Source organism: Corynebacterium sp. USCH3 (assembly GCF_037619475.1).
Lineage (GTDB): Bacteria > Actinomycetota > Actinomycetes > Mycobacteriales > Mycobacteriaceae > Corynebacterium.
This window is the reverse complement of sequence record NZ_JAQPZT010000003.1, coordinates 542,853-563,050: the sequence shown is the minus strand read 5'-3', so window position 1 is coordinate 563,050 and position 20,198 is coordinate 542,853. Positions and strand designations below refer to the sequence as shown.

The following is a 20,198-nucleotide window of genomic DNA, read 5'->3' as shown; positions in this document are numbered from 1 at the left end:
TGGCCCCGTCCCGACTAGCCTCGATCCCATGGCCACAGTCATCCTGGTCCGACACGGACGTAGCACCGCGAACACCGACGGCATCCTGGCCGGACGCACGCCCGGCGTCACTCTGGACGATACCGGCCGCGGGCAGGCGGAACGCACCGCGGGACGCCTGGCGACGGTCCCCCTGGTAGGAGTGGTCTCCAGCCCGCTGCAGCGGTGCCGGCAGACCGCCCAGGCCATCCTCGAGCACCAGTCGGGCGCTCCGGCCTTCACCACCGAGGAGGGCATCACCGAGTGCGACTACGGTGACTGGCAGGGCCGCAAACTCGCCGAGCTCGGTAAGGAGGACCTGTGGAAGACCGTCGTCGGGCAGCCGTCGGCGGCCGTCTTCCCCGACGGCGAATCCCTGGCGGACATGCAGGCCCGGGCCGTCACCGCGATCCGTGACCATGATGCCGTCGTCGAATCAGAGCACGGCCCCGGCGCCGTCTGGGTCGCGGTGAGCCACGGGGACATCATCAAGTCCGTCATCGCCGACGCCTACGGCATGCCCTTCGACCATTTCCAACGCGTCTACGCCGACCCCGCGTCGGTGTCGGTCATCCGCTACACCGCGGCGATGCCGCATGTCCTCTGCGTCAACACCTCCGGGGGCGACCTGGCGTGGCTCAGCCCCTCCCCCGACCGGGAGAAGCACCGGGACGACAACCGGGGCGACAACCGGGGCGGGAACGACGTCCAGGTCGGTGGCGGTGCCGGCCACGAGGACTGACATCTCCGACGGGCCGGACCGGTCGCATCGGCCGTTCGCTGCACCACAGGCGCCAAGACTCCTACAATGGGCCCATGCCCACCACCACATACGGATTCGACTGGCCGGACCGCTTCGTCGTCGGCACTGTGGGAATGCCCGGTGACCGGACGTTCTACCTGCAGGCCCGTGACCGGGGCGTCACCGTCAGCGTCTCCCTTGAGAAGCAGCAGTCCGCCGCTCTCGCCGAGGGCGTCGCCGAACTGCTCGGCAAGCTCCGTGACCAGGACGGCAACCCGTTCAACGTCCCCGACGAGACCGATGAACTCCTCGTCGACGACGACCCGCTGGACATGCCGGTCGACGAGGAGTTCCGCGTCGGCGTGTTGAGCCTGGGTTGGGACCCGAAGACCTCCCAGGTCGTCATCGAGGCCGCTCCCCCGCCGGAGATCGACGCCGACGAGCTGGAGGAGCTCCAGGCCTCCGTCGACGCCGACGAACCGGTGGAGCTCGAGGTCGAACCCGAGGAACTGTTGTCGGTGCGTATCCCCGTCGGCGCGGCGAAGGCCTTCGTCGACCGGACGCTGGCGATCGTGAACTCCGGGCGCCCGCTCTGCCCGCGGTGCGGTCAGCCCATGGATCCTGAGGGCCACGACTGCGAGGCTCCGTGAGTCCGTTCCCCCGGAGCGTGCCCGAGGGCGACCTTGAGCTGGAGGGCCGGATCGTCTCCGCCTCCAACGCGACGTTCCGCGGCCAGATCGGTGAGACCACCGTGGTCTACAAACCGCTGATCGGCGAGAAACCCTTGTGGGACTTCCCCGACCGCACCCTCGCACGGCGCGAGGTCGCGGCGTACACGCTGTCGGACGCGCTGGGGTTCGACGTCGTCCCCCGCACCTGGCTGCGGAACGGGCCGTTCGGCGACGGCATGGTCCAGCTGTGGTGCGAGACGGTCCCCGGTCGGGGCCCGGTCGAACTCGTGTCGACCCCGGAGGCCCCCCGCATGGAACAGGACGGGTGGCGCCACGTCCTCGACGGAGTCGACGAGGACGATGAACCGGTCTCCCTCTTCCACGAGGACTCCCCCGGGCTGCGGAGGATGGCCGTCTTCGACGTCCTGGCCAACAATGCCGACCGAAAGATCGGCCACATCCTCCCGATGGCCGACGGGCACCGGTACGGGGTGGACCACGGGCTGACCTTCCACACCGAGAACAAACTGCGCACCGTGTTGTGGGGGTGGATCGGCGAGCGTCTCTCCGAGGACGAACTCGCCGCCGTCCGGCAGGTGCGCGACGGACTCGACGGGGAGCTGGGCGACTCCTTCGACGAGCTGCTCAGCGTGGCGGAGGTCGTCGCACTCGCCGACCGGTGCGACCGGCTCCTCAGCACCGGCCGCTTCCCCGCCCCCGGCAGCGACATGCCCGCGGTTCCCTGGCCACTGTACTAACGCGATCAGCGTGCCCGCCGCTGCTGCTCACGCCGCGACCCCAGGTAGGACTCCACCACCGCGGCCCCGAGATCACCGAGGTCGGGCGCGACGACGGTTCCGCCGACACGCCGCGCCACGGTGTCGATGAAACGGGCCAGTCCGGGGTCGTCACCGAGCCGGAAGAACGTCGTCCGTGCCCCTGCGCGTGCCACGGCGTCGAGTTCGTGCACGGTGTTGGCGACGGTCAGCGGCTGCGGCGGGTAGTGGAAGACGGCGTGCCCGCCGGATTCCAGGTGGGCCGTGGGCTCCCCGTCAGTGACGACCAGCAGCACCGGTTGGGCGTCCGGGTGGCGGCGGAAGTGACGGTGCGCCAGGAGCAGCGCGTGGTGCAGGTTGGTCCCCTGCTCCCACTCCGCCTCCAGACCGGTGAGCCGGTCGACGTCGGTGACCTGCGCATGCCGCCCGAAGGTGACCAGTTCGAGGGCGTCGCCCCGGAACCTCGTCGTGACCAGCGTGTGCAGTGCCAGGGCGGTGCGCTTCATCGGCACCCAGCGTCCCTCCGTCGCCATGGAGAACGAGGTGTCGACCAGCAGGGCGACGCAGGCACGTGTTCGTGCCTCGGTGTCCTGCACCTCGATGTCGTCGATATCGAGCCGGACGCCGGCCGTCGCGTCGGCGCCCTCGGTGACGGTGCGTCGCACGGCGTTGCCCACCGTCCTGGTGACGTCCCACCGCGCGGTGTCGCCGAACTCCCACGGTCGCGAGGCCCCCGACACCTCTCCCCCTGCTCCACCGACCTGCGCGTCCCGCTGTCCGCGACGTGCCGACAGCCGGTCGGCCGCGTCCCGGAGCAGGGACTGTCCGAGTGCACGCATCGCCTTCGGGCTCAGTCGGAGCCGCCCGTCCCGGCCGCGTCGCAGGGTTCCCGACGTCGTCAGCGCCGACTCCAGGTCCCGCAACGACCGGACCTGGGCGGCGGCCTCGTCCCCGAGCAGTCGCTGGAGGACGTCCAGGTCGATGTCGCCCAGCGAGGAGTCCGCGTAGGACTGCGACAGCTGGTCGACCAGGCCGTCAAGGTCGGCGATGTCCTGGAACACACCCGTCCCGTCGCCGAGCCCGGCATGTTCCGGGGATTCGCCGTCCCCCATCGTCTCTCTGCCGCTCCAGTCCTCCTCCGGACGCAGCACCTGCAGGTATCCGTCCAGGTGGCGCAGGGAGTCCAGGAGGCGTGGCGACCCGAACGCCTGTTGTGCCAGGTCGTCGAGTTCCTCGCGTTGGCCCTGCGACATCGAGTTGCGCATCCGTTGGGCCGCGGCCGACCGACGGGACAGGGTGTCCAGCAACTCGTCGACCGTCCGCGGATTCTCCGGGAAGTACGCACCGTGCTTGTCCATGAACTCGTCGAACTCCCGCGGCGAGAGACTGCCACGCTGGTGGGCGTCCAGGAGGCGGTTGAGGTCGTCGAGCATCTCCTGGGTCGCGGCGCGGTCCTCCTCGGTCGCGTTCTCCAGAGCATTCTTCATGCCGGCGAAGCGCTGGTCCAGCATCTCCCGGCCCAACAGGTCCCGGATCGTGTCGAAGGCCTCCTGCGCCTCGCTGCTCTGCCACCGGTAGTCGTTGAGTTCACTGACCGCGGCCGCGGCGGACGGAGGAAGATTCTCCAACCGCATCTCGGCGAAGGCCCGGTCGGTGTCATCGAGGGTGATGTCGCGGGCCAGTTGGCGTCGCTCCGCCAGGACCGCGTCATCGAGCAGCGTCCGGACCTCCCGCAGCGTCCCCTCCAGGCCGGTGCCACGCGTCAGGTCGCGCCGTCGTTCCGCCACCCGGCGTGCCAGGTCGTCGAGTCCCTCACGTCGGAGAAACTCCCGGACGGCCTGCTCGGCGGAGTCCCCGGCCATCACGTCCTCACCGATCGCGTCGAGCGCGGCGCTGAGGTCGACCGGCGGCGCCAACGGGTCGGGGCCGCCGGTGTAGCGTCCGAATCTCGCCTGCCTGGTGAGGCGCCTGTTAGCCATAGACCGTGTCGCCTCCGACGATCTCCTTGTCGATCCGGCGCGAGAGGAACAGCGCCTCCAGGGCGAATTCGAGCGCCGCGGCACGTTGTCCGTCGTCCACGGCGTCGAGGCGCTCCCAGATCCGCCCGTACAGCCCTCCCGGACTGTCGGGGAGCCCGGCGAGGAAGTCCGCGGCCGTCATCTGCTCGCCGGTGTTGATCAGGGTTCCGCCGTCCAGGGCCGCCACCAGGGGTTCCAGGTCGATCCCGCGGAACAGGGACCGCGCCGTCGCCGCCGTCGCGGTACGCAGCAGGTGGTCGAGGATGTCGTCGGCGCGGTCCTCCTCGCCGGACTCGAACTCGACCTTCCCGCCGAGGACGTCGACCGCTGTCTCGAGGTCCACCGGTCGTGCGACCGGGCGGTCCTCCCCGTGTCTGGCCGCGCGGTGGACGGCGGCGGCCGCGATCGTCTCCGCCCCGGCGATGGCGAAACGGGCACTGACTCCACTGCGTTGGTCCACGGAGGACGAGTCCCGCAGTGCACGGGTGAACCGGGCGAGAACCTCGACCAGGTAGTCGGGCACCTCCGCCTGTGGGTCGGTGCCCAGGTCCGCCTCCTGCCGGATGACGGCGATCTCGTCATCCAGGGCGACCGGGTAGTGAGTGCGGATCTCGGCGCCGAACCGGTCCTTGAGCGGGGTGATGATCCGTCCGCGGTTGGTGTAGTCCTCCGGGTTCGCGCTGGCGACGACGAGGACGTCGAGGGGCAGCCGCAGGATGTAACCACGGATCTGGATGTCGCGCTCCTCCATGACGTTGAGCATCGCCACCTGGATACGTTCCGCCAGATCAGGAAGTTCGTTGATCGCGACGATGCCACGGTGGCTACGCGGGATCAGACCGTAGTGGATGGTCTCGGGGTCGCCGAGGCTCCGGCCCTCGGCGACCTTCATCGGGTCGACGTCACCGATGAGGTCGCCGACGCTGGTGTCCGGGGTGGCGAGTTTCTCGGCGTAGCGCTCGTCCCGGTGGACCCAGGCGACCGGCAGGTCGTCGCCGAGTTCGGCTGCCCGGCGCCGGCTCCCGGGGGTGACCGGGTCGAAGGGGTGCTCCCTCAGTTCGGAGCCGGCGATCACCGGTGTCCATTCGTCGAGGAGCCCGACCAGGGTACGGAGCAGCCGGGTCTTGCCCTGGCCGCGTTCGCCGAGCAGGACGATGTCGTGCCCGGCGATCAGGGCACGTTCCACCTGGGGTATCACGGTGTCTGCCAGCCCGTGGAGACCGGGCCAGGGATCGCGGCCGTCGCGGAGGGCGGTGAGGAGGTTGTCCCGGATCTCCGCGCGCAGGCTCTTCTGGACGTGGCCGGCGGCACGGAGGTCCCCGAGGGTGTCGGTGGCGGTGATGGCGGTGGTGGTGGTGATGGCGGTGGTATCGGTGCGTTCGCTCACCCTCTCAACGCTACGCCGATCGCGGCCGCCCTCAGTACCGCTGGACGAGTCGTTCGACGGCCGGCTTGTTGACCTTCTCGGTGAAGAACTGGATCAACGGGCCGTTGAAGAAGGCGGTCATCACCGTGCCGAAGCCGACCTGCCCCTTGAACAGGACGGCACCGATGACGGTGATCACGTCCTGCGGCACGCGGACCGCGGTGTAGTTCCATCCGGTCTTGTCGACGATCATCGGAGCGATGGCGTCGTAGGGGGCGGTGCCCACTCCTGCACTCATGTAGGCGCTGGCGCCGAAGGCGAAGACACCGATACCGGCGAGGAAGAAGACCGTCATCGTCAACAGCGAGGGGTCGTCTGGGACCAGCGGGGACAGCAGGTACGAGAACAGGTCGATGAAGAAACCCGTGAGCACCATGTTGATCACCGTGCCCGGCCCGATGTACTTCCGTCCCCAGATCAGCACGGGGATGAACAGCACGAGGTTGCTGACCAGCTGGTAGGTGCCCAGCGACCAGCCGACCGTGGCGCTGACACCGGTGTTCAGGGCGGTGTAGGGGTCCACACCGACTCCGCCGGTCTGCAGGATCGCCGCCCCCAGGCCGATGACCGCCACGCCGAACAGCGCATAGCCGCTGCGCAACCAGGTTTCTCGGCTGCCAAGTTTCGCCACGTCATTCTCCTTGTGTCCGTCGTGTCGCTGCCACGGTACGCCACGGTTGGGGCGGGGGTGCCGCCGGTGCACCCTGTCCGGCGGGTGCCTACACTCGGGCTGATGAAGGCAGAGCAGTTCACCGACCCGGTCGCCTACCACGCCGAAGGCCCCGTGTGGTGGCCGCAGGACGGCTCGTCGGTCGCCGGTACGTTGCGCTACGTCGACATGACCGCGGGCCGGGTGCTCACCGCTGCCGACGACGGCTCGGTGACGTCGGTGGACGTCGGGAGCCCGGTTGCGGCGTTCCTCCGACCGCGGGCGGAAGGTGGTGCCGTGCTCGCGACCGAGCGGGCGGTCTGTCTGACGGACGATGCCTCGCTCCCGGACCTGCACACGCTGGTCACCGTCGTGGCCTCTCCCGACGTCCGCTTCAATGACGGCGGTTGCGCACCGGACGGCACCCTCTACGGCGGGACGATGCGCTACGACCAGGCACCCGGTGGCGGAAGCCTGGTGGCGGTGGCCGGTGCCGGCTCCGTGACGACGGTGCGGGACGCGGTGACCGTCTCCAACGGCATCGACTGGAGCCCGGACGGTTCCCTCGCCTACTACAACGACACCCCGACCCGGTCGACGACGGTCTATGCGTGGGACACCGAGCTCGGCCTGCACGACGGTCGGACGCTGTTCACGCTCGACGCCGATGATCCGGCCGGTGGCCCGGACGGACTGTGCGTCGATGCCGAAGGCAACGTCTGGACCGCGATCTACGGTGGCTCACGGGTGGAGTGCCGGGATCCGTCGGGCCACCTCATCGGGCAGATCGACCTGCCGGTCACCAACGTGACCGCCTGCACGTTCGGTGGCCCCGACCTGGGCCGGTTGTTCATCACCACGACCCGCGAGAATGTCCCGGAGAGGACACAACCGACCGCCGGATCGGTCTACGTCGCCGACCCCGGCGTCCACGGCCAACCTGTCCGGCCCTTCGCCGGCTGACACACCTACCCAGGAGGAACAATGAGCACCACCGTCAAGGCCATCACCGTCGAACCCGGCCGGCCCGACTCCCTGACCGTCGAGGAGTTCACCGCCCCCGTCCCCGGCGATGACGAACTGCTCGTCCGTGGACTCGCCCTGGGGGTGTGCGGTACCGACCACGACCTCAACTCCGGTGGCTACGGGTGGGCGCCGGACGGGCACAAGCGCCTGATCATCGGGCATGAGTCCCTGGGCGAGGTGTTGTCCGCACCGGAGGGGTCCGGTTTCGAGAAGGGCGACCATGTGGTCGGTGTGGTGCGTCGCCCTGACCCGGAGCCCTGCGGCGCGTGCGCACGGGGCGAGTTCGACATGTGCCGTAACGGGAAGTACCGCGAACGCGGCATCAAGGAGATCGACGGCTTCGGCGCCGAACAGTGGGTCGTCCACAAGGACTTCGTGGTCAAGGTCGACGACGCTCTCGGCGTCGCCGGGACACTGTTGGAGCCGACCTCCGTGGTCGCCAAGGCGTGGGACCAGGTCGACCGCCTCGGCAACCGCGCCTGGTTCGAGCCGTCCTCCGTGGTCGTGACAGGTGCCGGCCCCGTGGGTCTCCTGGCTGCGCTGATCGGGAAGCAGCGGGGTCTGGACGTCCATGTCGTCGACCGGGTGACCGAGGGGGTGAAACCGGCACTCGTCGCTGAGCTGGGTGCCGAGTACCACACCGGCGAGTTCCGGGACATCCTGGACTCGGTGGACCCGGACATCGTCATCGAGACCACCGGTGCCGGTCCCCTCGTCGGCGCCGCCCTCACCCACGAGCACCCCTATCCGGTGATCTGCCTGCTGGGGATTCGGGAGGGCGATGAGATGGAGGTCGACATCGCCGCCGCCGGCAAGCGCATGGTGCTCAACAACACCGCCGTGGTCGGCTCGGTCAACGCCAACGTCGACCACTGGCGTACCGCGGCAGAGGTGCTGGGCAAGGCCGACCGTGACTGGTTGTCGTCGCTGATTACCCGGACCGTGCCGCTCTCGCGGTTCGCCGAGGCCTTCGAGCACCAGGACGACGACATCAAGGTGCTGATCGACCTGCAGTCGTGACGGACGGTGTCGCCTGCAGATAACGCAGGCTGATCGTCCCCGCCGACAGCAGTGCTGCCAGGGCCGGGATGAGCGCCCATCCGGCGAGGTCCGCTGCGACGGTCCCGCCACTGAGCAGACTGCTCCCGGCCGCAGCCCCGACGGCAGAACCGAGGTACATCGCCGCCATCTGGAAGGCGATGACCGGCATGGCCTGGGCGGGTCGATCGGCGGTCAAGGCCTGCTGCAGTGTGGGGACCGTCGCCCACCCTGCCGCTCCCCAGAGCACCGCGGCGACGATCCACGCGACGGGACTGCTGCTGAGCCAGGCCAGGGCGAAACCGAGCGCGAGGACCACCGGCAGGGCGATCAGGAACGGTCGCGGACCGAAACGGTCGAGCGGTTTTCCGATCAGGGCCGTTGCCCCGACCCCACCGATACCCCAGGCCCACACCAGTGCGAACCCCCAGTCGTCCAGGCCGCGGGATTCCGCCATCGGCAGGAGATAGGTGTACAGCCCCAGGCTCGCGACACCGAGGAGGAACGCGGCCACGACGCCGAGGCTGGTCTTCGCCGAGCGCAGCACGCTGAAGACCGGCCCACCACCACTGTCCAGTACCGGGAGGTTGCTGGCACGCACAGCGAGCGCCGCCATGCTGCACACTCCGAAAGCGACGACCAGGGCCATGGTCCACCGCCAGCCGGCGGTGTCGCCGATCAGCATGCCGAGGGGGACGCCGGCGACGGTCCCGGCGGACAGCCCGAAGGTCACCATCGACATCGCGCGGCCCCGTTCGGCGTCCTCCACCATTGCTGCGGCCGTCGCCGTGGCGACAGCGGTGAGGATACCGGCGCCCGCCCCGGCGATGACCCGTGACAGGAGGAAGATCTCCACGCCGGGTGCCAGCGTGGTGATGAGGTTGCCGAGGTTGAACACCCCGAGGGCGATCAACAACGCACGGGCGGTGCTTCCGCGGGTCAGCCGTCCTGACAACAGGGGGCCGGCCACCGCGTACGCGGCGGTGAACGCGGTGACACCGAGCCCGATCATCGCTGCCGTGGTGGACAGGGAACCGGCGATCTGCGGCAGAACACCGGCGAGGACGTAGGCGTCGATACCCAGGGCAACCGCGGCGGCAGTGAGCGGCCAGACCCTCCGGATCACGGGTCCACCTCCGCGTATCCGCCGAGCACGGTGTCGATCAGCCCGGGGAACCGGGAGTCGAGGTCATCGGTGCGCAACTCGATCATGCACTTCCGGCCTTCTGCGCGGACGAAGACCACGCCCGATTCGCGCAGCAGGCTGGTGTGGTGGGTCAGTGTGGACCGGGGGAGGTCGGGCCCGAGGTCGATGCTGTCGACCTCGCCACGGTCAGCAAGGATCCGCACCATGTTCAGCCGCAGGGGTTCACTGAGTGCGAAGAGAACCCGGTGAATGGTGATGTCGTCGGTGTCGGGGTGTTCGTAGGTCCGGGACGGGGACATGTCCTTCTCCTTATTCGTTCGACTATTTCCGCACGATGATAGTGCGACAATTCCCGCACGGTCAAGGTGGGGTCGGACGTCCACGGTTCGTTACAGTGGGCCCATGAGATCTTTCGAGGACCTGATCGCCGAGGCCGAGAGCGCCGACGTGGACGGATGGGGGTTCGACTGGCTGGATGGCCGAGCCACCGAGGAACGGTCCCCGTGGGGGTATGCGCGCCTCCTCGCTGACCGTCTCGGCTCCCTGGCCGCGTCGGAGCCTGATGCCTCCGACGCTGCAGCCCTGGACATCGACACCGGTGGTGGCGAAGTGGTGAATGAGGCACCGACACTGCCTCACCGGATGACCGTGACAGAGAGCTGGGCGCCGAACGCGGAGCGAGCACGTGAACTCCTGGGACCGCGGGGCGTCGACGTCGTCGAGACCGCGGGGTCCGGCGACGCCCCTCTCCCCTTCCCTGAGCACTCTTTCAACCTGGTCAGTGCCCGGCACCCGGTGACACCGAACTGGGCGGAGATCTACCGTGTCCTGGCACCCGGGGGCCACTACCTCGCACAACACGTCGGGCCCGCCTCCGGGTTCGAACTCATCGAGTTCTTCCTCGGCCCCCGGCCCGTGGAACGGAAAGCCCGTGACCCGCACGGGCCGGATGGTGAGGTCGCCGCCGCCGAAGCCGCCGGGCTGACCGTCGAGCGACTTGAGACGGCACGCTGCCGGATGGAGTTCTTCGATGTCGGGGCCGTGGTGTGGATCCTGCGCAAATGCGTCTGGTGGGTCCCGGATTTCTCCGTGGACCGTTACACCGACGAGTTGCGCGAGCTGGACGCGCGGATGCGAGCCGGACGTCCGTTCGTCGCCCACTCCACGCGGCACCTCGTCGAGGCGCGGAGACCACGAAGCGACGACAGCGAATAATCAGACCGTGGGATGATGCGGGCACTGGACGCGACGCCAGATAATAGCGGAGTTCAATCCCCACCATCCATGGAGGAATCATGCCGTACACACTCGCCGCCGTCACCAACTCCGACGGCAGCCTGTCCAGCGGCTGGGCCATCGCCCTGCTCGTCGTCCTCGCCGTCATCGCCCTCGCCATCCTGGCCTTCGTCATCGCCGCGGTGGTCAGCGTCGTCACCAGTGACGTTCTCGCCGGAGGCGGAAAGGCCGTGTGGATCCTCCTGATCCTGGCCTTCCCGATCCTCGGTGCGGCCCTCTGGTTCCTCTGGGGGCGGACCGGACAGTTCACGAAGAACGACGCTGCACTGCAGCCCAGGTAGCATGCGGTCATGACGCCCTGGGACCACAACGCCTTCTACCACCGGCTCCTGACGGAGCAGCTGCCGACAGGCTGCGGACAGGTGCTTGATGTCGGCTGTGGTTCCGGGGCATTGGCTGCGCAGCTGGCCGAACGTGCCTACCACGTCGACGCACTCGACCGGTCACCGGCAATGATCGACCGCGCACAGCGACGGGTCCCCGACAATGTGACGTGCATTCTCGGCGATGTACTGGAGTCGCCGCCCCCACGGGACACGTACGACGCGATCTTCTCGATCAGCACGCTGCACCACATGGAGCTGACGGAGGTGCTGCCGGTACTTGCCGACGCGCTGCGCCCCGGAGGCATACTCGCCGCTATCGCGCTGCCGAAGACCGACCTCCGGCGGGAGTGGCCGGTCGAGCTCGCGGCAACGGTCACTCACCATGCTCTGGGCGGATTCTTCCACGCCCGGCGACTACTGGGACTTCAGAATCCGTATCCGACCGGCCCGGCTGATACTTCCATGCCGATGGACCTGTCGCCAGCACTCACCACTCATGATGTCGCTGTAACTGCCGCTCCCCTACTTCCCGACGTCCGGGTGCGACGACTGCTGTTCTGGCGCTACCTACTCACCTGGCAGAAACCCCACTGAGTCGTCGGGGCATTGTAGACCTATTCATCGTGTGCGTGTTAGCGCGGCTTGCAGGAGAACGATCCGCTCGTCCAAGGGCGAAAACACGGACACTGTCTGCGCACCGCTTGTCTCCGAAGCCGTTTCGACGGTGAACAGCACTTCCCCATCGCGATGGAACACGAACCCGCTGCTCAAACGGATCGGAATGTCAATGAGCAGCTCGGCCAGCATGAGAAGCCGCCGAACGGCGACCTTCAACGGGTTGGTCTCGCGGCCCGTGGCTTGCGAGCGGTCGGTGAACTCGATTTCCCACGTCGTCCGCAGCACGCTGTGAAGTGCGTTCTTGTGAAGCGTGGCCAGGGCCACCCCCTGTTCGTCGACGACCTCAAAGACACCCGCGATCGCCCGCGTTGACTCGGCCACTCCAGGCCTGTCGGAGAGCTTCCGTTCTCGTGCTATAGCGACTGGCGCAGGTGATGAATCGGAATATAGCCTCAGGCTTGTTCCGTCCGCCTTAGTCTTCTCCACTATTATGCGAGACCAGGCAGATGTCTCTGACGCCTCGATCGTGAACCCTCCAGAGTCCACTCCGCCGGGTTGTGCGAGATGGTAGATGTTGCGAGGCTCCGTGCTTCGATCGGTCATGTATGCTGTCGCTTCCTTTGGGGATCGCCCGCCGATTCAGATGCGCTGGCGGACGGGGATAGTAAAAGGTGGCCGAGGGCAAATGCGATCTCGGTCTCTGTCTGTCGGATGAATTCGGCGGTGTCAAGAGAGCCGTGTCCAGCGTCGAACTCGTATATCTCGTAGGGTTTGCCCTGTTCCCGGAGACGACTGGTAAAGGACTCGATCTGCCCGGCCGGGGCGCGTGGGTCGTTACGTCCATGCAGAATCAGAATCGGGCAATCGAAATTAGATGCGTACGTTACCGGAGAGGACACGGCGTATAGGTCGGGCTTTTCTTCCGGCGACCCTTCGAAGAGCGCCTGATCGAATGCTCGCAGAGCCTCGGGCTGTTCCTCGTAAGCGTGCCGGTAGTCCGCGATGGGCGCTCCGGCGATACAAGCCGCCCATGAGCGCGGGAAGAGACCAGCAGAGAGCAGAGCGAGGTACCCGCCCCATGACCATCCCTCGATGAAGCACTGTGAGTGACGGGCGAGCCCGTTCTCGATCGCCCAGGCTCGAGCGCGGGCGATGTCGGAGACCGCGCGTCGTCCTGGATCACCGATGATCGCGTCTCGCCATCGCCGGCCGTAACCAGTAGAGCCGCGATAGTTGACGTGCACGACGGCGAATCCGGCGTCTAGCCATGCGGCCCGCGTGGGCGAGTAGAAGTCTTCGTCTGCAGCGTAAGGGCCGCCATGGATCATGAACACGGTCGGGTATGGGCGAGGCTCATCGTCAGGGGTGGCGAAGAGAATGTGAAGGCTCTCGCCCGGTTCATCATCGAGTGCGATGAACGCATCCTTGACCGGTCGCGATCGGGCTCCCTGCCGGTGCTCTTGCGCGGCGCTGTGTTCGGTTCCATCGGGATAGAGCACGCGATGCTCAGGCGGGTGGACTGCGTCGCACCACAGATAGTCGACCTTTCCATCGCTCCGAACTGCCCCGGTGCCGACCCATCCCGGTCGAGTGTTGAGCGATTCGAGGTCAGCGCTATCAAGCACATAGCGATACAGTCTCATCCGGCCTTTTTCGGTATGTGCGAGCAGCAGCGCGGTGCCGTCCGGATACCAACGCGCCCAGACCTCTCCAGGTAAGTCGACATTCAGCTCGATGCGCTCACCATCTGCGATGTTCCAGATGAACGGCCTCCGGATACCTCCGCGCTCGTGGGTCATTAGCAGCCTGTTGTCACCTTCGGCCGGAGCGAATCCGCTCACTTCGAGGCCGCCTTCCACGCCGTCCCAGATGCGGGAGACCTCACTGCCGTCAGAGATTCGGAGCACGATGATCTGTGGGCGAAGCGCGTTCGTCCCTTCTGGACTCCCGATGACAACCAGTTCTTCGCCGGCGTCCATCGCATATACGGTCGTCACCCCGGTTTCGGAGCGCAGGTGTCTTTCTCGGGCGTCACCGGTTGGGTCGTCCACGACCCAGATCGCGGAGCCATCTGCAGTGGCGATGCTCAGAACCGTGCGAGAGTTACCGATGGCGTGACCGACTGGCATTCCAGGTTCGCTGTTCAGGATGGAGCGAGCAGGAAGCACTTTGCCGGGGCTCTTAGGAAACGGCGTGAGGTGCCAGTACCCCTTCTCACTTCCGTTGCCGTCCTGGAATGACCACACCGTGTTTCCGTCAGGGCTTATCGCGCACAGGTAAGTGCCGGTAGGGGTATCGGTAATCTGCCAGCGAGTGTCGTCTTCGCGGTTCCATGCGTAGACCTGAAAGGTACCTGACTCATTGGAGACGAAGATCGCGCGTTCAGGATGCTGTCGTGACGACACTGGCAATGTTCGCGTGGGTGAAAGAAACCTACTCCGAGCTTCGTCGTTGAGCTGTCCGAGCGGTGCCGGGTTGGAACGTAGGACAGATTTTACTGCGAGCGACAGCGTGTTCTTCGCATTCTCGAACGTGATTGGTGACCCCGGCGTCAGAGTCTCCAGAAGCAGCCCTGAGGACAGCGCGAGCAACATGTTCGCTGCGTCGTCAATGCGGGTCGCGTCAAGCCAACCTTCGGACGCTAGCCGTGTCAGCCAAGCCCTGGCATGCGCATGGGAACGCCGCGCAGCAGCTTCGAGTAACTGCCGACTGTGCTCAGACGGAGGCTGAGCGAAAGCCGTCGCATACACATCGAACCACGCTGAGAGCAATGACTTGTCCGCGTAGTCAGCGGGGAGGAACTGTCCGACTGCTTGAGACAAGCGATCCGGCCCAGATAGGGACGTGTCGTCCATCACCGAGTCATCAACACGATCGTCGACGAACTCGCCCACGAGCGTCGCGAACAGCTCGCGCTGAGACTTGAAGTAGTGCCGTAGCGTCCCCATCCCCACACCTGCCTCATCACTGACAGCTCGCACGGTCACAGCACGCATCCCCCGTTCCGATGAGATGTGGCGAGCTGCTTCCAAAATCCGCTCACGCGTACTGAGACCATCACTACTTTCAGCCATAATCGGATACTACCCGACCGACTAGCACGCGTGCTAGTACGGGAGTTACTCAAGGTTTAACGTCACCGCCAACGTCGCTATCGAAATCTCCATGCGCACCCAGTGCAGGTGGTACGCCGGCGGACTACTTGACCTCGCTTACATACATGCTAGTTTGTTTGTATGAGACGAACAGCCGAGGACGCGGCAAAGACGCGTCTGGCGCTGCTACAGGCGGCGTTGATGTCCTTCGAATCGAAGGGGTGGAGGGGGGCAACGTTCGAGCACATCGCCGAACGTGCCGGTGTTACCCGTGGGGCACTCAACCACCACTTCCAGTCCAAGACGGAACTCCTCTCGGCCGCGCTGGAGTGGGGGTGGGCGACCTACGGGGACCGGCTCTTCACTGACGACCTCCCCGAGAACCCGACGCCCCGGGACTCCGCCCAGTGGCTCACCGCGCTTCTCAGCGGCTATGTCACGCGGCTACAGACAGACGACCAGTTCAGGGCGCTGGCATCAACCACCGTTCTTGTTGCTCCGCAGGCGACAGGTCCCGGCGACGCCAAGACCCAGGCACTGGACGCCTGGAAAGACCGCATCGCTGACGCCGTCGTCCAACGGGCACCCCGGGCGCCTCAGGCACCTCGACCGCCCCGTGCCTCGTCCACGAAGACGATCGCAGGAATGGTTCTCACCCTTCTCCAGGGACTCACCGTCACCGCGGTGACCCGCCCTCACGATCTACCGCAACCCGATGACCTGGACGCTGCAATGTCAGCACTGGTGAGGGGGTTGCTCGACACCTAAGGAAAACCGATTCATCATGACCGTTCATGATCCCTCCCCGTCCCCGCGGGGCACCTCTTCGACCCGTGCGCTCATCGTCGCATCCATCGCACTGTTCACCGACAATCTCGTCGTCGGACTCGCGGTGCCCGTCCTCCCCCTTCTGCCCAGCGTGGTCGATGCAGGTCCCACGTGGACCGGTGTTCTGTTCGCGTCCTACGCGGTGGCCGTCGTGGCCTCCGCCCTCGTCGCCGGGCGCTTCGTCGACCGCTACGGGCCGAAGACCCCCTTGCTGATCGGCATGGTGGGTCTGGCGGCCGCCACCTTGTTGTTCGCCACCGGTGGCCCCTACTGGTTGCTGCTCCTCGCGCGCACTGCCCAGGGGATGTCCGGCGGGATGTCCTGGGTCGCCGCGCTATCGCTGATCGCGGCAACGACCACCTTCGATAAACGCGGCCAGCAGATGGGGATCGCGATCTCCATGATCACCCTCGGAGTGCTCGTCGGCCCACCCCTCGCCGGTGTCATGGTCGAGCACTTCGGCACGGCCTCACCATTCCTGTTCGCGGCAGGCGTCGCACTGATCGACGGCGTCCTCCGGATCATCCTGATCAAGGACTCACCCCGCGTCGCCGACGACACCTCCGGCCCGTTTGCGGTACTCAGGGTTCCCGGTTCAGTGTCCATCGTCGTGGCCATCGTGATCGGTGCGGCCGTGATGGCAGGCGTCGAACCTGTCCTGCCCGTCCACCTGAATGCCAGCGCACTGACCATCGGCCTGCTGTTCGGGCTCGCCGCCCTGACAGGGGTCATCGCCAATCCGATCGTCGGTGGCCTCGTGGCCTCGGTCTCGTCCCGCATCCTCATCGGACTCGGGATCGTGGCCGTCGTCGCTTCGCTCCTGACGGTCGGCATATCAACGGAACTGTGGCAGACGGCGATCGGTATGGGCCTGCTCGGCGTGTCCGCCGCGTTGCTCCACGCTCCGGCAGCCACCCTGATCGGTGACCAGGGGTTCCAGGCACAGCCACCGACACTGGGCGGCTCCTTCTCCCTCTACACCCTGGCGTACGCCGTGGGACTCGCCGGTGGTCCGCTGGTGACCGGCTTCGCCGTCGAACACGCAGGCTTCACCACCGCCATGGTGATCGCCGCCGTAATTCTCGCGGCGCTCGGAGCTGTGTCGCTGCGGCGGTTACCCGTGCCTACGACAGTTCAGGGCAATGGGCACGATCCTCGGCGAGGACACCGTAGATGACCGTGTCGGTCCACTCCCCCTTGTTCCACCAGTCCTGACGCAGATGGGCTTCGCGCGTCATCCCCACCGCAGCTGCAAGTCTGGACGACGCCGCATTGCGTGCGTCCATTTGTGCCGCGACGCGGTGCGCCCGGTAGCGTCGGAACGCCAGATCCAGAACAGCACTGACCGCTTCACGGGCGAGCCCCTGCCCGCCGTAGGCAGGATCCAGGACCCACCCGATCTCCGCGATACGGCGTTCCCGATCCGTCCACCAGAGCAGGACGTCTCCCACCACCCGCCCGTCCCGTTCGATGACCACGGCCAGAGCTCCGCTGCCGCCGTCCACACCGGTCTTCACGCACCGGTCCGCGACATGACGGGCAGCGTCCTCCGCGGTCCAGGGATCGTTCAGCAGGTATCTGGCGACATCCTCCTGCGAGTAGATCCCGTGCAAGGCGCCGACATCGGCACGCGTGTGCAGTCGGAGGTGGAGGCGGTCCGTGGTCAGGACGGTCAGGGGACGAGTATCCGGGGACATGACCACCAAAACTAACATAGGTTGCTTAGTGCGGTGAGTTCCACCCGATAGGCTGGTGGACGTGAATTACTGGGAACACCGCAAGCCCGCCCAACGCACGCGAACCATCACCGAGCAGGACATCGCCCGCGCCGCCGCCACACTCCTCGATGCCGGAGGACTGCGTGCCCTGACGGTTCGGGCGGTCGCGAAAGAACTCGGCGTCGCCGCGCCGAGTCTCTATTCACGCATTGAATCAGTGGACGATCTTTTCGACCTCGCCCTGGACGAGTCACTCGGAACCGACCCCGGGGTAACCGCAGCACTAGAGGACACTTCCATACAGGCACTGATGCTCGCCTACTACCACCACCTGGCACGGCACCGGTGGGCCTGCCAGGTCATCGGCATGCGTGCGCCCCGTGGGCCGAACTATCTCCGACTGTCGGAACGAATGTGTGTCCTTCTCGACGACGCCGGCGTGGCCGACCCTTTGGGCTCAGCGTACGCGCTGTCGAACTTCGTCATCGGTAGCGCCAACGCCTCCCCCATGGTGGACAACGAACGCACGGCCACCGTTGATTCCGGGATCGCGCCGGCCTACTCGCGGCTCCATTCCGAACATTCCGTCAATGCTGAGGCGATTGTCGTTGCCGGGCTCGCAGCACTCTCAGCGCAGGCAGCAGAACCCTGAACCAGCCCCGCGTGCACCACTAAACTATCTATGTTAGTTTTGTCGGCATGCTCGACAGCTCAGTTCTTCCTCTCGACGGCACCTGCACCCGCCTCCGACCGCTCGCCGACACAGATGCTCAGGCATTCGCCGAGGGCAGCCGGGACGTCGCCGTCCGCCAGTACGGCCACCTGCCGGAACCCACCTACACTCCGGATTCCGTCCGGGCCATGGTCCGCGACGGGGCTACCCCCGGCCTCGCCCGCGGCGATCTGGCCGTCCTGGCCATCGCCGACGCCTCCACCGACGACTTCTGCGGCAGCCTGGTGCTCTTCGACGTCACTGATCGCCTCGCCGAGGTTGGCTTCTGGCTCCACCCGTCACACCGCGGAACAGGTCGAACGGCCGAGGCACTCGACCTGGCAGCGACTTTCGCCCGGCATAGCGGACTGTCACAGCTGACAGCGCGAACCGTGCCGGAGAACACCGCCTCCCAGCACGTCCTGACCCGCGCAGGCTTCACACACGTCGGACGAACGGCAGACCGCGCCCCGTCCGGCCACAGCACCACGCTGCTGCACTACGTCCACGACCTCACCCGGACCGACGCCCCACGGCCCACCTGACAGCGATACGACGGCCAGGTCGGCACGAACACCACGCCTCCGACGGCCGAGTCCGCGGAGTCCGGGAGAACCGTCCTCGCAGCGCGATGCTCCGCACACAGGCAGTCAGGCGGTGACCATCTCAGATGTCGCCCTACCGGAATCCCCGGGAACCATCATGGCCGTCGCAGCCGCAGCTACGAGCGCCACCGCACCGACGAGGACTGCCGGGACAGCTGGCCCGGTGAACCCGGTGGGGGTGAGTTCGCCTCCCGCCCCAGTGAAGACGGCCGTGAGGACCGCAATTCCCACGGCAATGCCGAGTTCGCGGGCCGTCGAGTTGGTTCCCGATGCCGTCGCCTGGTCCTCGGCCGCCACCCCGTGCAGCGTCGCCGTCGCCAACGGTGCAAACACCAGGCCCATTCCCACACCGGCGGCGACAAACGCCGGGACGAGGACGTGGTACTCCACTGCGGGGTCGAGAAGAGCAGCAATCCAGAACAGCCCGGTCGCCATCAGCAACAGCCCGGCGATCAGCACCGGTCGCGTCCCGGTGCGCGGTGTGATGAAGCCGGTCAGCGGCGCCACCACCAGCGGCGCGAGTGTCCAGGGCATGGTCATGACTCCCGCACGGAGAGGGCTGGCCCCCTGCACGAGCTGCAGGAACTGGATCAGGAGGAACACGGCACCGAAGATCCCGAAGGAGAAGATCACGCCGATGACATTCGCCGCGGCGAAGCTCCTGTTCCGGAAGAGCCGCAGCGGCAGCAGCGGCGCGGGCGTCCGGGTCTCCCCGGCGATGAATGCGAGGAGAAGCACCGCACCACCCACCAGCGGGGCTACGATCTCACCGCTGGTCCAGCCGGCATCATTACCACGAACGATACCGAAGGTGAGCGCGAAGATTCCGCCGGCCGCCAGGACGACGCCGAGGACGTCGAGCCTTTCGGGACGACCGTGCGACTCCGGCAACGCGTAGCGGATCAGTGGCAGGCAGACCAGCCCCACCGGCACGTTGAGCCAGAAGATCGCCTGCCAACTCAGGCCTTCTACGACCGCTCCCCCGATGATCGGCCCCAGCGCGACACCGAGACCGGACACCCCGCCCCAGATACCGATCGCCGCCGGCCGTATGTGCCGAGGAACGGACGTGCTCAGCAGGGTCAGTGACAACGGCATGACTGCCGCTCCCCCAGCCCCCTGCAGCGCGCGGGCGGCGATGAGCGTTCCGACATCGTCGCTGAACCCGCACCAGAGCGAGGCAAGTGTGAACACCAGGAGCCCACCCATGAACATCCGCCGGCGTCCGAACCTGTCCGCCAGGGCTGACGCCATCAGGATCAGGGAGGCGAAACTGAGGGTGTAGGCGTTGACGGTCCACGTCAGGGCCTCCAGTGAGGCGCCGAGGTCTTCGCGGATCACAGGTAGTGCGTTGGTCACCACGAGGTTGTCGAGTGCCGCCATGAACATCGGCAGCGACACGGAGAGCATCACCAGCCAGACCGGCCGTCGCGCCCGGTCCTGTCCGTGCAGGGATCTGTCAGCCATCACGTGCCCTTAGTTGTAATCA

21 protein-coding genes are annotated in these 20,198 nt (G+C 66.8%); 12 read left to right on the top strand and 9 right to left on the bottom strand.

Annotation, left to right across the window (positions count from 1 at the left end):
- Nucleotides 1-28: 28 nt before the first annotated feature.
- From PQI66_RS08820 to PQI66_RS08810, 3 genes are all read left to right on the top strand, one after another.
- Nucleotides 29-760, top strand: coding sequence for a histidine phosphatase family protein (locus tag PQI66_RS08820; protein WP_339997554.1), 732 nt, complete (start codon nucleotides 29-31; stop codon nucleotides 758-760).
- A 74-nt stretch (nucleotides 761-834) separates the two neighbouring features.
- On the top strand, nucleotides 835-1,410 hold the full coding sequence (locus PQI66_RS08815) for a DUF3090 domain-containing protein (RefSeq protein WP_339997552.1): 576 nt from the start codon (nucleotides 835-837) through the stop codon (nucleotides 1,408-1,410).
- A complete protein-coding gene (locus PQI66_RS08810; RefSeq protein ID WP_339997551.1) occupies nucleotides 1,407-2,189 on the top strand; it encodes an SCO1664 family protein in 783 nt (260 codons plus the stop codon). Before PQI66_RS08815 ends, PQI66_RS08810 begins: the two co-directional genes overlap by 4 nt.
- 5 nt (nucleotides 2,190-2,194) lie before the next feature.
- On the opposite strand, the gene PQI66_RS08805 is transcribed toward PQI66_RS08810, so the two are convergent.
- From PQI66_RS08805 to PQI66_RS08795, 3 genes are read right to left on the bottom strand one after another with little or no spacing between them, the layout of a single operon-like run.
- Entirely contained in the window at nucleotides 2,195-4,186 is a 1,992-nt protein-coding gene (locus tag PQI66_RS08805) for a VWA domain-containing protein (RefSeq protein ID WP_339997549.1), read from the bottom strand.
- Complete coding sequence (locus PQI66_RS08800; protein WP_339997547.1) at nucleotides 4,179-5,612, bottom strand: magnesium chelatase; 1,434 nt, start codon at nucleotides 5,610-5,612, stop codon at nucleotides 4,179-4,181. The genes PQI66_RS08805 and PQI66_RS08800 overlap by 8 nt, the downstream gene beginning before the upstream one ends.
- 31 nt (nucleotides 5,613-5,643) lie before the next feature.
- Entirely contained in the window at nucleotides 5,644-6,282 is a 639-nt protein-coding gene (locus PQI66_RS08795; protein WP_339997546.1) for a YczE/YyaS/YitT family protein, read from the bottom strand.
- A gap of 102 nt (nucleotides 6,283-6,384) precedes the next feature.
- Here PQI66_RS08795 and PQI66_RS08790 point away from each other — a divergent pair, with 102 nt between their 5' ends.
- A complete protein-coding gene (locus PQI66_RS08790) occupies nucleotides 6,385-7,263 on the top strand; it encodes an SMP-30/gluconolactonase/LRE family protein (protein WP_339997545.1) in 879 nt (292 codons plus the stop codon).
- 21 nt (nucleotides 7,264-7,284) lie between these two features.
- Nucleotides 7,285-8,346: a glucose 1-dehydrogenase gene (locus tag PQI66_RS08785; protein WP_339997543.1), complete on the top strand. Its 1,062-nt coding sequence runs from the start codon at nucleotides 7,285-7,287 to the stop codon at nucleotides 8,344-8,346.
- Here the strand turns inward: PQI66_RS08785 and PQI66_RS08780 are convergent.
- Both PQI66_RS08780 and PQI66_RS08775 read right to left on the bottom strand, forming a co-directional pair.
- Nucleotides 8,318-9,490: an MFS transporter gene (locus tag PQI66_RS08780; protein WP_339997541.1), complete on the bottom strand. Its 1,173-nt coding sequence runs from the start codon at nucleotides 9,488-9,490 to the stop codon at nucleotides 8,318-8,320. The genes PQI66_RS08785 and PQI66_RS08780 overlap by 29 nt on opposite strands.
- Nucleotides 9,487-9,810, bottom strand: coding sequence for an ArsR/SmtB family transcription factor (locus PQI66_RS08775; RefSeq protein WP_339997540.1), 324 nt, complete (start codon nucleotides 9,808-9,810; stop codon nucleotides 9,487-9,489). Before PQI66_RS08775 ends, PQI66_RS08780 begins: the two co-directional genes overlap by 4 nt.
- A gap of 103 nt (nucleotides 9,811-9,913) precedes the next feature.
- On the opposite strand from PQI66_RS08775, the gene PQI66_RS08770 reads away from it, so the two are divergent.
- From PQI66_RS08770 to PQI66_RS08760, 3 genes are all read left to right on the top strand, one after another.
- Nucleotides 9,914-10,726, top strand: coding sequence for a methyltransferase domain-containing protein (locus PQI66_RS08770; protein WP_339997539.1), 813 nt, complete (start codon nucleotides 9,914-9,916; stop codon nucleotides 10,724-10,726).
- 80 nt (nucleotides 10,727-10,806) lie between these two features.
- Nucleotides 10,807-11,088, top strand: coding sequence for a PLDc N-terminal domain-containing protein (locus PQI66_RS08765; RefSeq protein ID WP_339997536.1), 282 nt, complete (start codon nucleotides 10,807-10,809; stop codon nucleotides 11,086-11,088).
- 9 nt (nucleotides 11,089-11,097) lie between these two features.
- Nucleotides 11,098-11,727, top strand: coding sequence for a class I SAM-dependent methyltransferase (locus tag PQI66_RS08760; protein ID WP_339997535.1), 630 nt, complete (start codon nucleotides 11,098-11,100; stop codon nucleotides 11,725-11,727).
- Between the two features lie 24 nt (nucleotides 11,728-11,751).
- Here PQI66_RS08760 and PQI66_RS08755 read toward each other — a convergent pair whose 3' ends face one another.
- Complete coding sequence (locus PQI66_RS08755; RefSeq protein ID WP_339997534.1) at nucleotides 11,752-12,354, bottom strand: hypothetical protein; 603 nt, start codon at nucleotides 12,352-12,354, stop codon at nucleotides 11,752-11,754.
- Nucleotides 12,351-14,825 carry a prolyl oligopeptidase family serine peptidase gene (locus tag PQI66_RS08750; RefSeq protein ID WP_339997532.1) on the bottom strand — a complete coding sequence of 825 codons (2,475 nt, stop codon included), beginning with the start codon at nucleotides 14,823-14,825 and terminating at the stop codon, nucleotides 12,351-12,353. The genes PQI66_RS08755 and PQI66_RS08750 overlap by 4 nt, the downstream gene beginning before the upstream one ends.
- A 162-nt stretch (nucleotides 14,826-14,987) precedes the next feature.
- Here PQI66_RS08750 and PQI66_RS08745 point away from each other — a divergent pair, with 162 nt between their 5' ends.
- Nucleotides 14,988-15,614 carry a TetR/AcrR family transcriptional regulator gene (locus PQI66_RS08745; RefSeq protein ID WP_339997530.1) on the top strand — a complete coding sequence of 209 codons (627 nt, stop codon included), beginning with the start codon at nucleotides 14,988-14,990 and terminating at the stop codon, nucleotides 15,612-15,614.
- 16 nt (nucleotides 15,615-15,630) lie between these two features.
- Nucleotides 15,631-16,851 carry an MFS transporter gene (locus PQI66_RS08740; RefSeq protein WP_339997528.1) on the top strand — a complete coding sequence of 407 codons (1,221 nt, stop codon included), beginning with the start codon at nucleotides 15,631-15,633 and terminating at the stop codon, nucleotides 16,849-16,851.
- Here the strand turns inward: PQI66_RS08740 and PQI66_RS08735 are convergent.
- Nucleotides 16,799-17,371 carry a GNAT family N-acetyltransferase gene (locus tag PQI66_RS08735; RefSeq protein WP_339997527.1) on the bottom strand — a complete coding sequence of 191 codons (573 nt, stop codon included), beginning with the start codon at nucleotides 17,369-17,371 and terminating at the stop codon, nucleotides 16,799-16,801. The two genes, PQI66_RS08740 and PQI66_RS08735, sit on opposite strands and share 53 nt — an antisense overlap.
- A 61-nt stretch (nucleotides 17,372-17,432) precedes the next feature.
- On the opposite strand from PQI66_RS08735, the gene PQI66_RS08730 reads away from it, so the two are divergent.
- Together PQI66_RS08730 and PQI66_RS08725 are read left to right on the top strand one after the other, a co-directional pair.
- Nucleotides 17,433-18,044 carry a TetR/AcrR family transcriptional regulator gene (locus PQI66_RS08730; protein ID WP_339997525.1) on the top strand — a complete coding sequence of 204 codons (612 nt, stop codon included), beginning with the start codon at nucleotides 17,433-17,435 and terminating at the stop codon, nucleotides 18,042-18,044.
- Nucleotides 18,045-18,091: 47 nt separating this feature from the next.
- Nucleotides 18,092-18,649, top strand: coding sequence for a GNAT family N-acetyltransferase (locus PQI66_RS08725; protein ID WP_339997524.1), 558 nt, complete (start codon nucleotides 18,092-18,094; stop codon nucleotides 18,647-18,649).
- Nucleotides 18,650-18,754: 105 nt separating this feature from the next.
- Here PQI66_RS08725 and PQI66_RS08720 read toward each other — a convergent pair whose 3' ends face one another.
- Nucleotides 18,755-20,176: a DHA2 family efflux MFS transporter permease subunit gene (locus PQI66_RS08720; protein WP_339997523.1), complete on the bottom strand. Its 1,422-nt coding sequence runs from the start codon at nucleotides 20,174-20,176 to the stop codon at nucleotides 18,755-18,757.
- Nucleotides 20,177-20,198 lie beyond the last annotated feature (22 nt).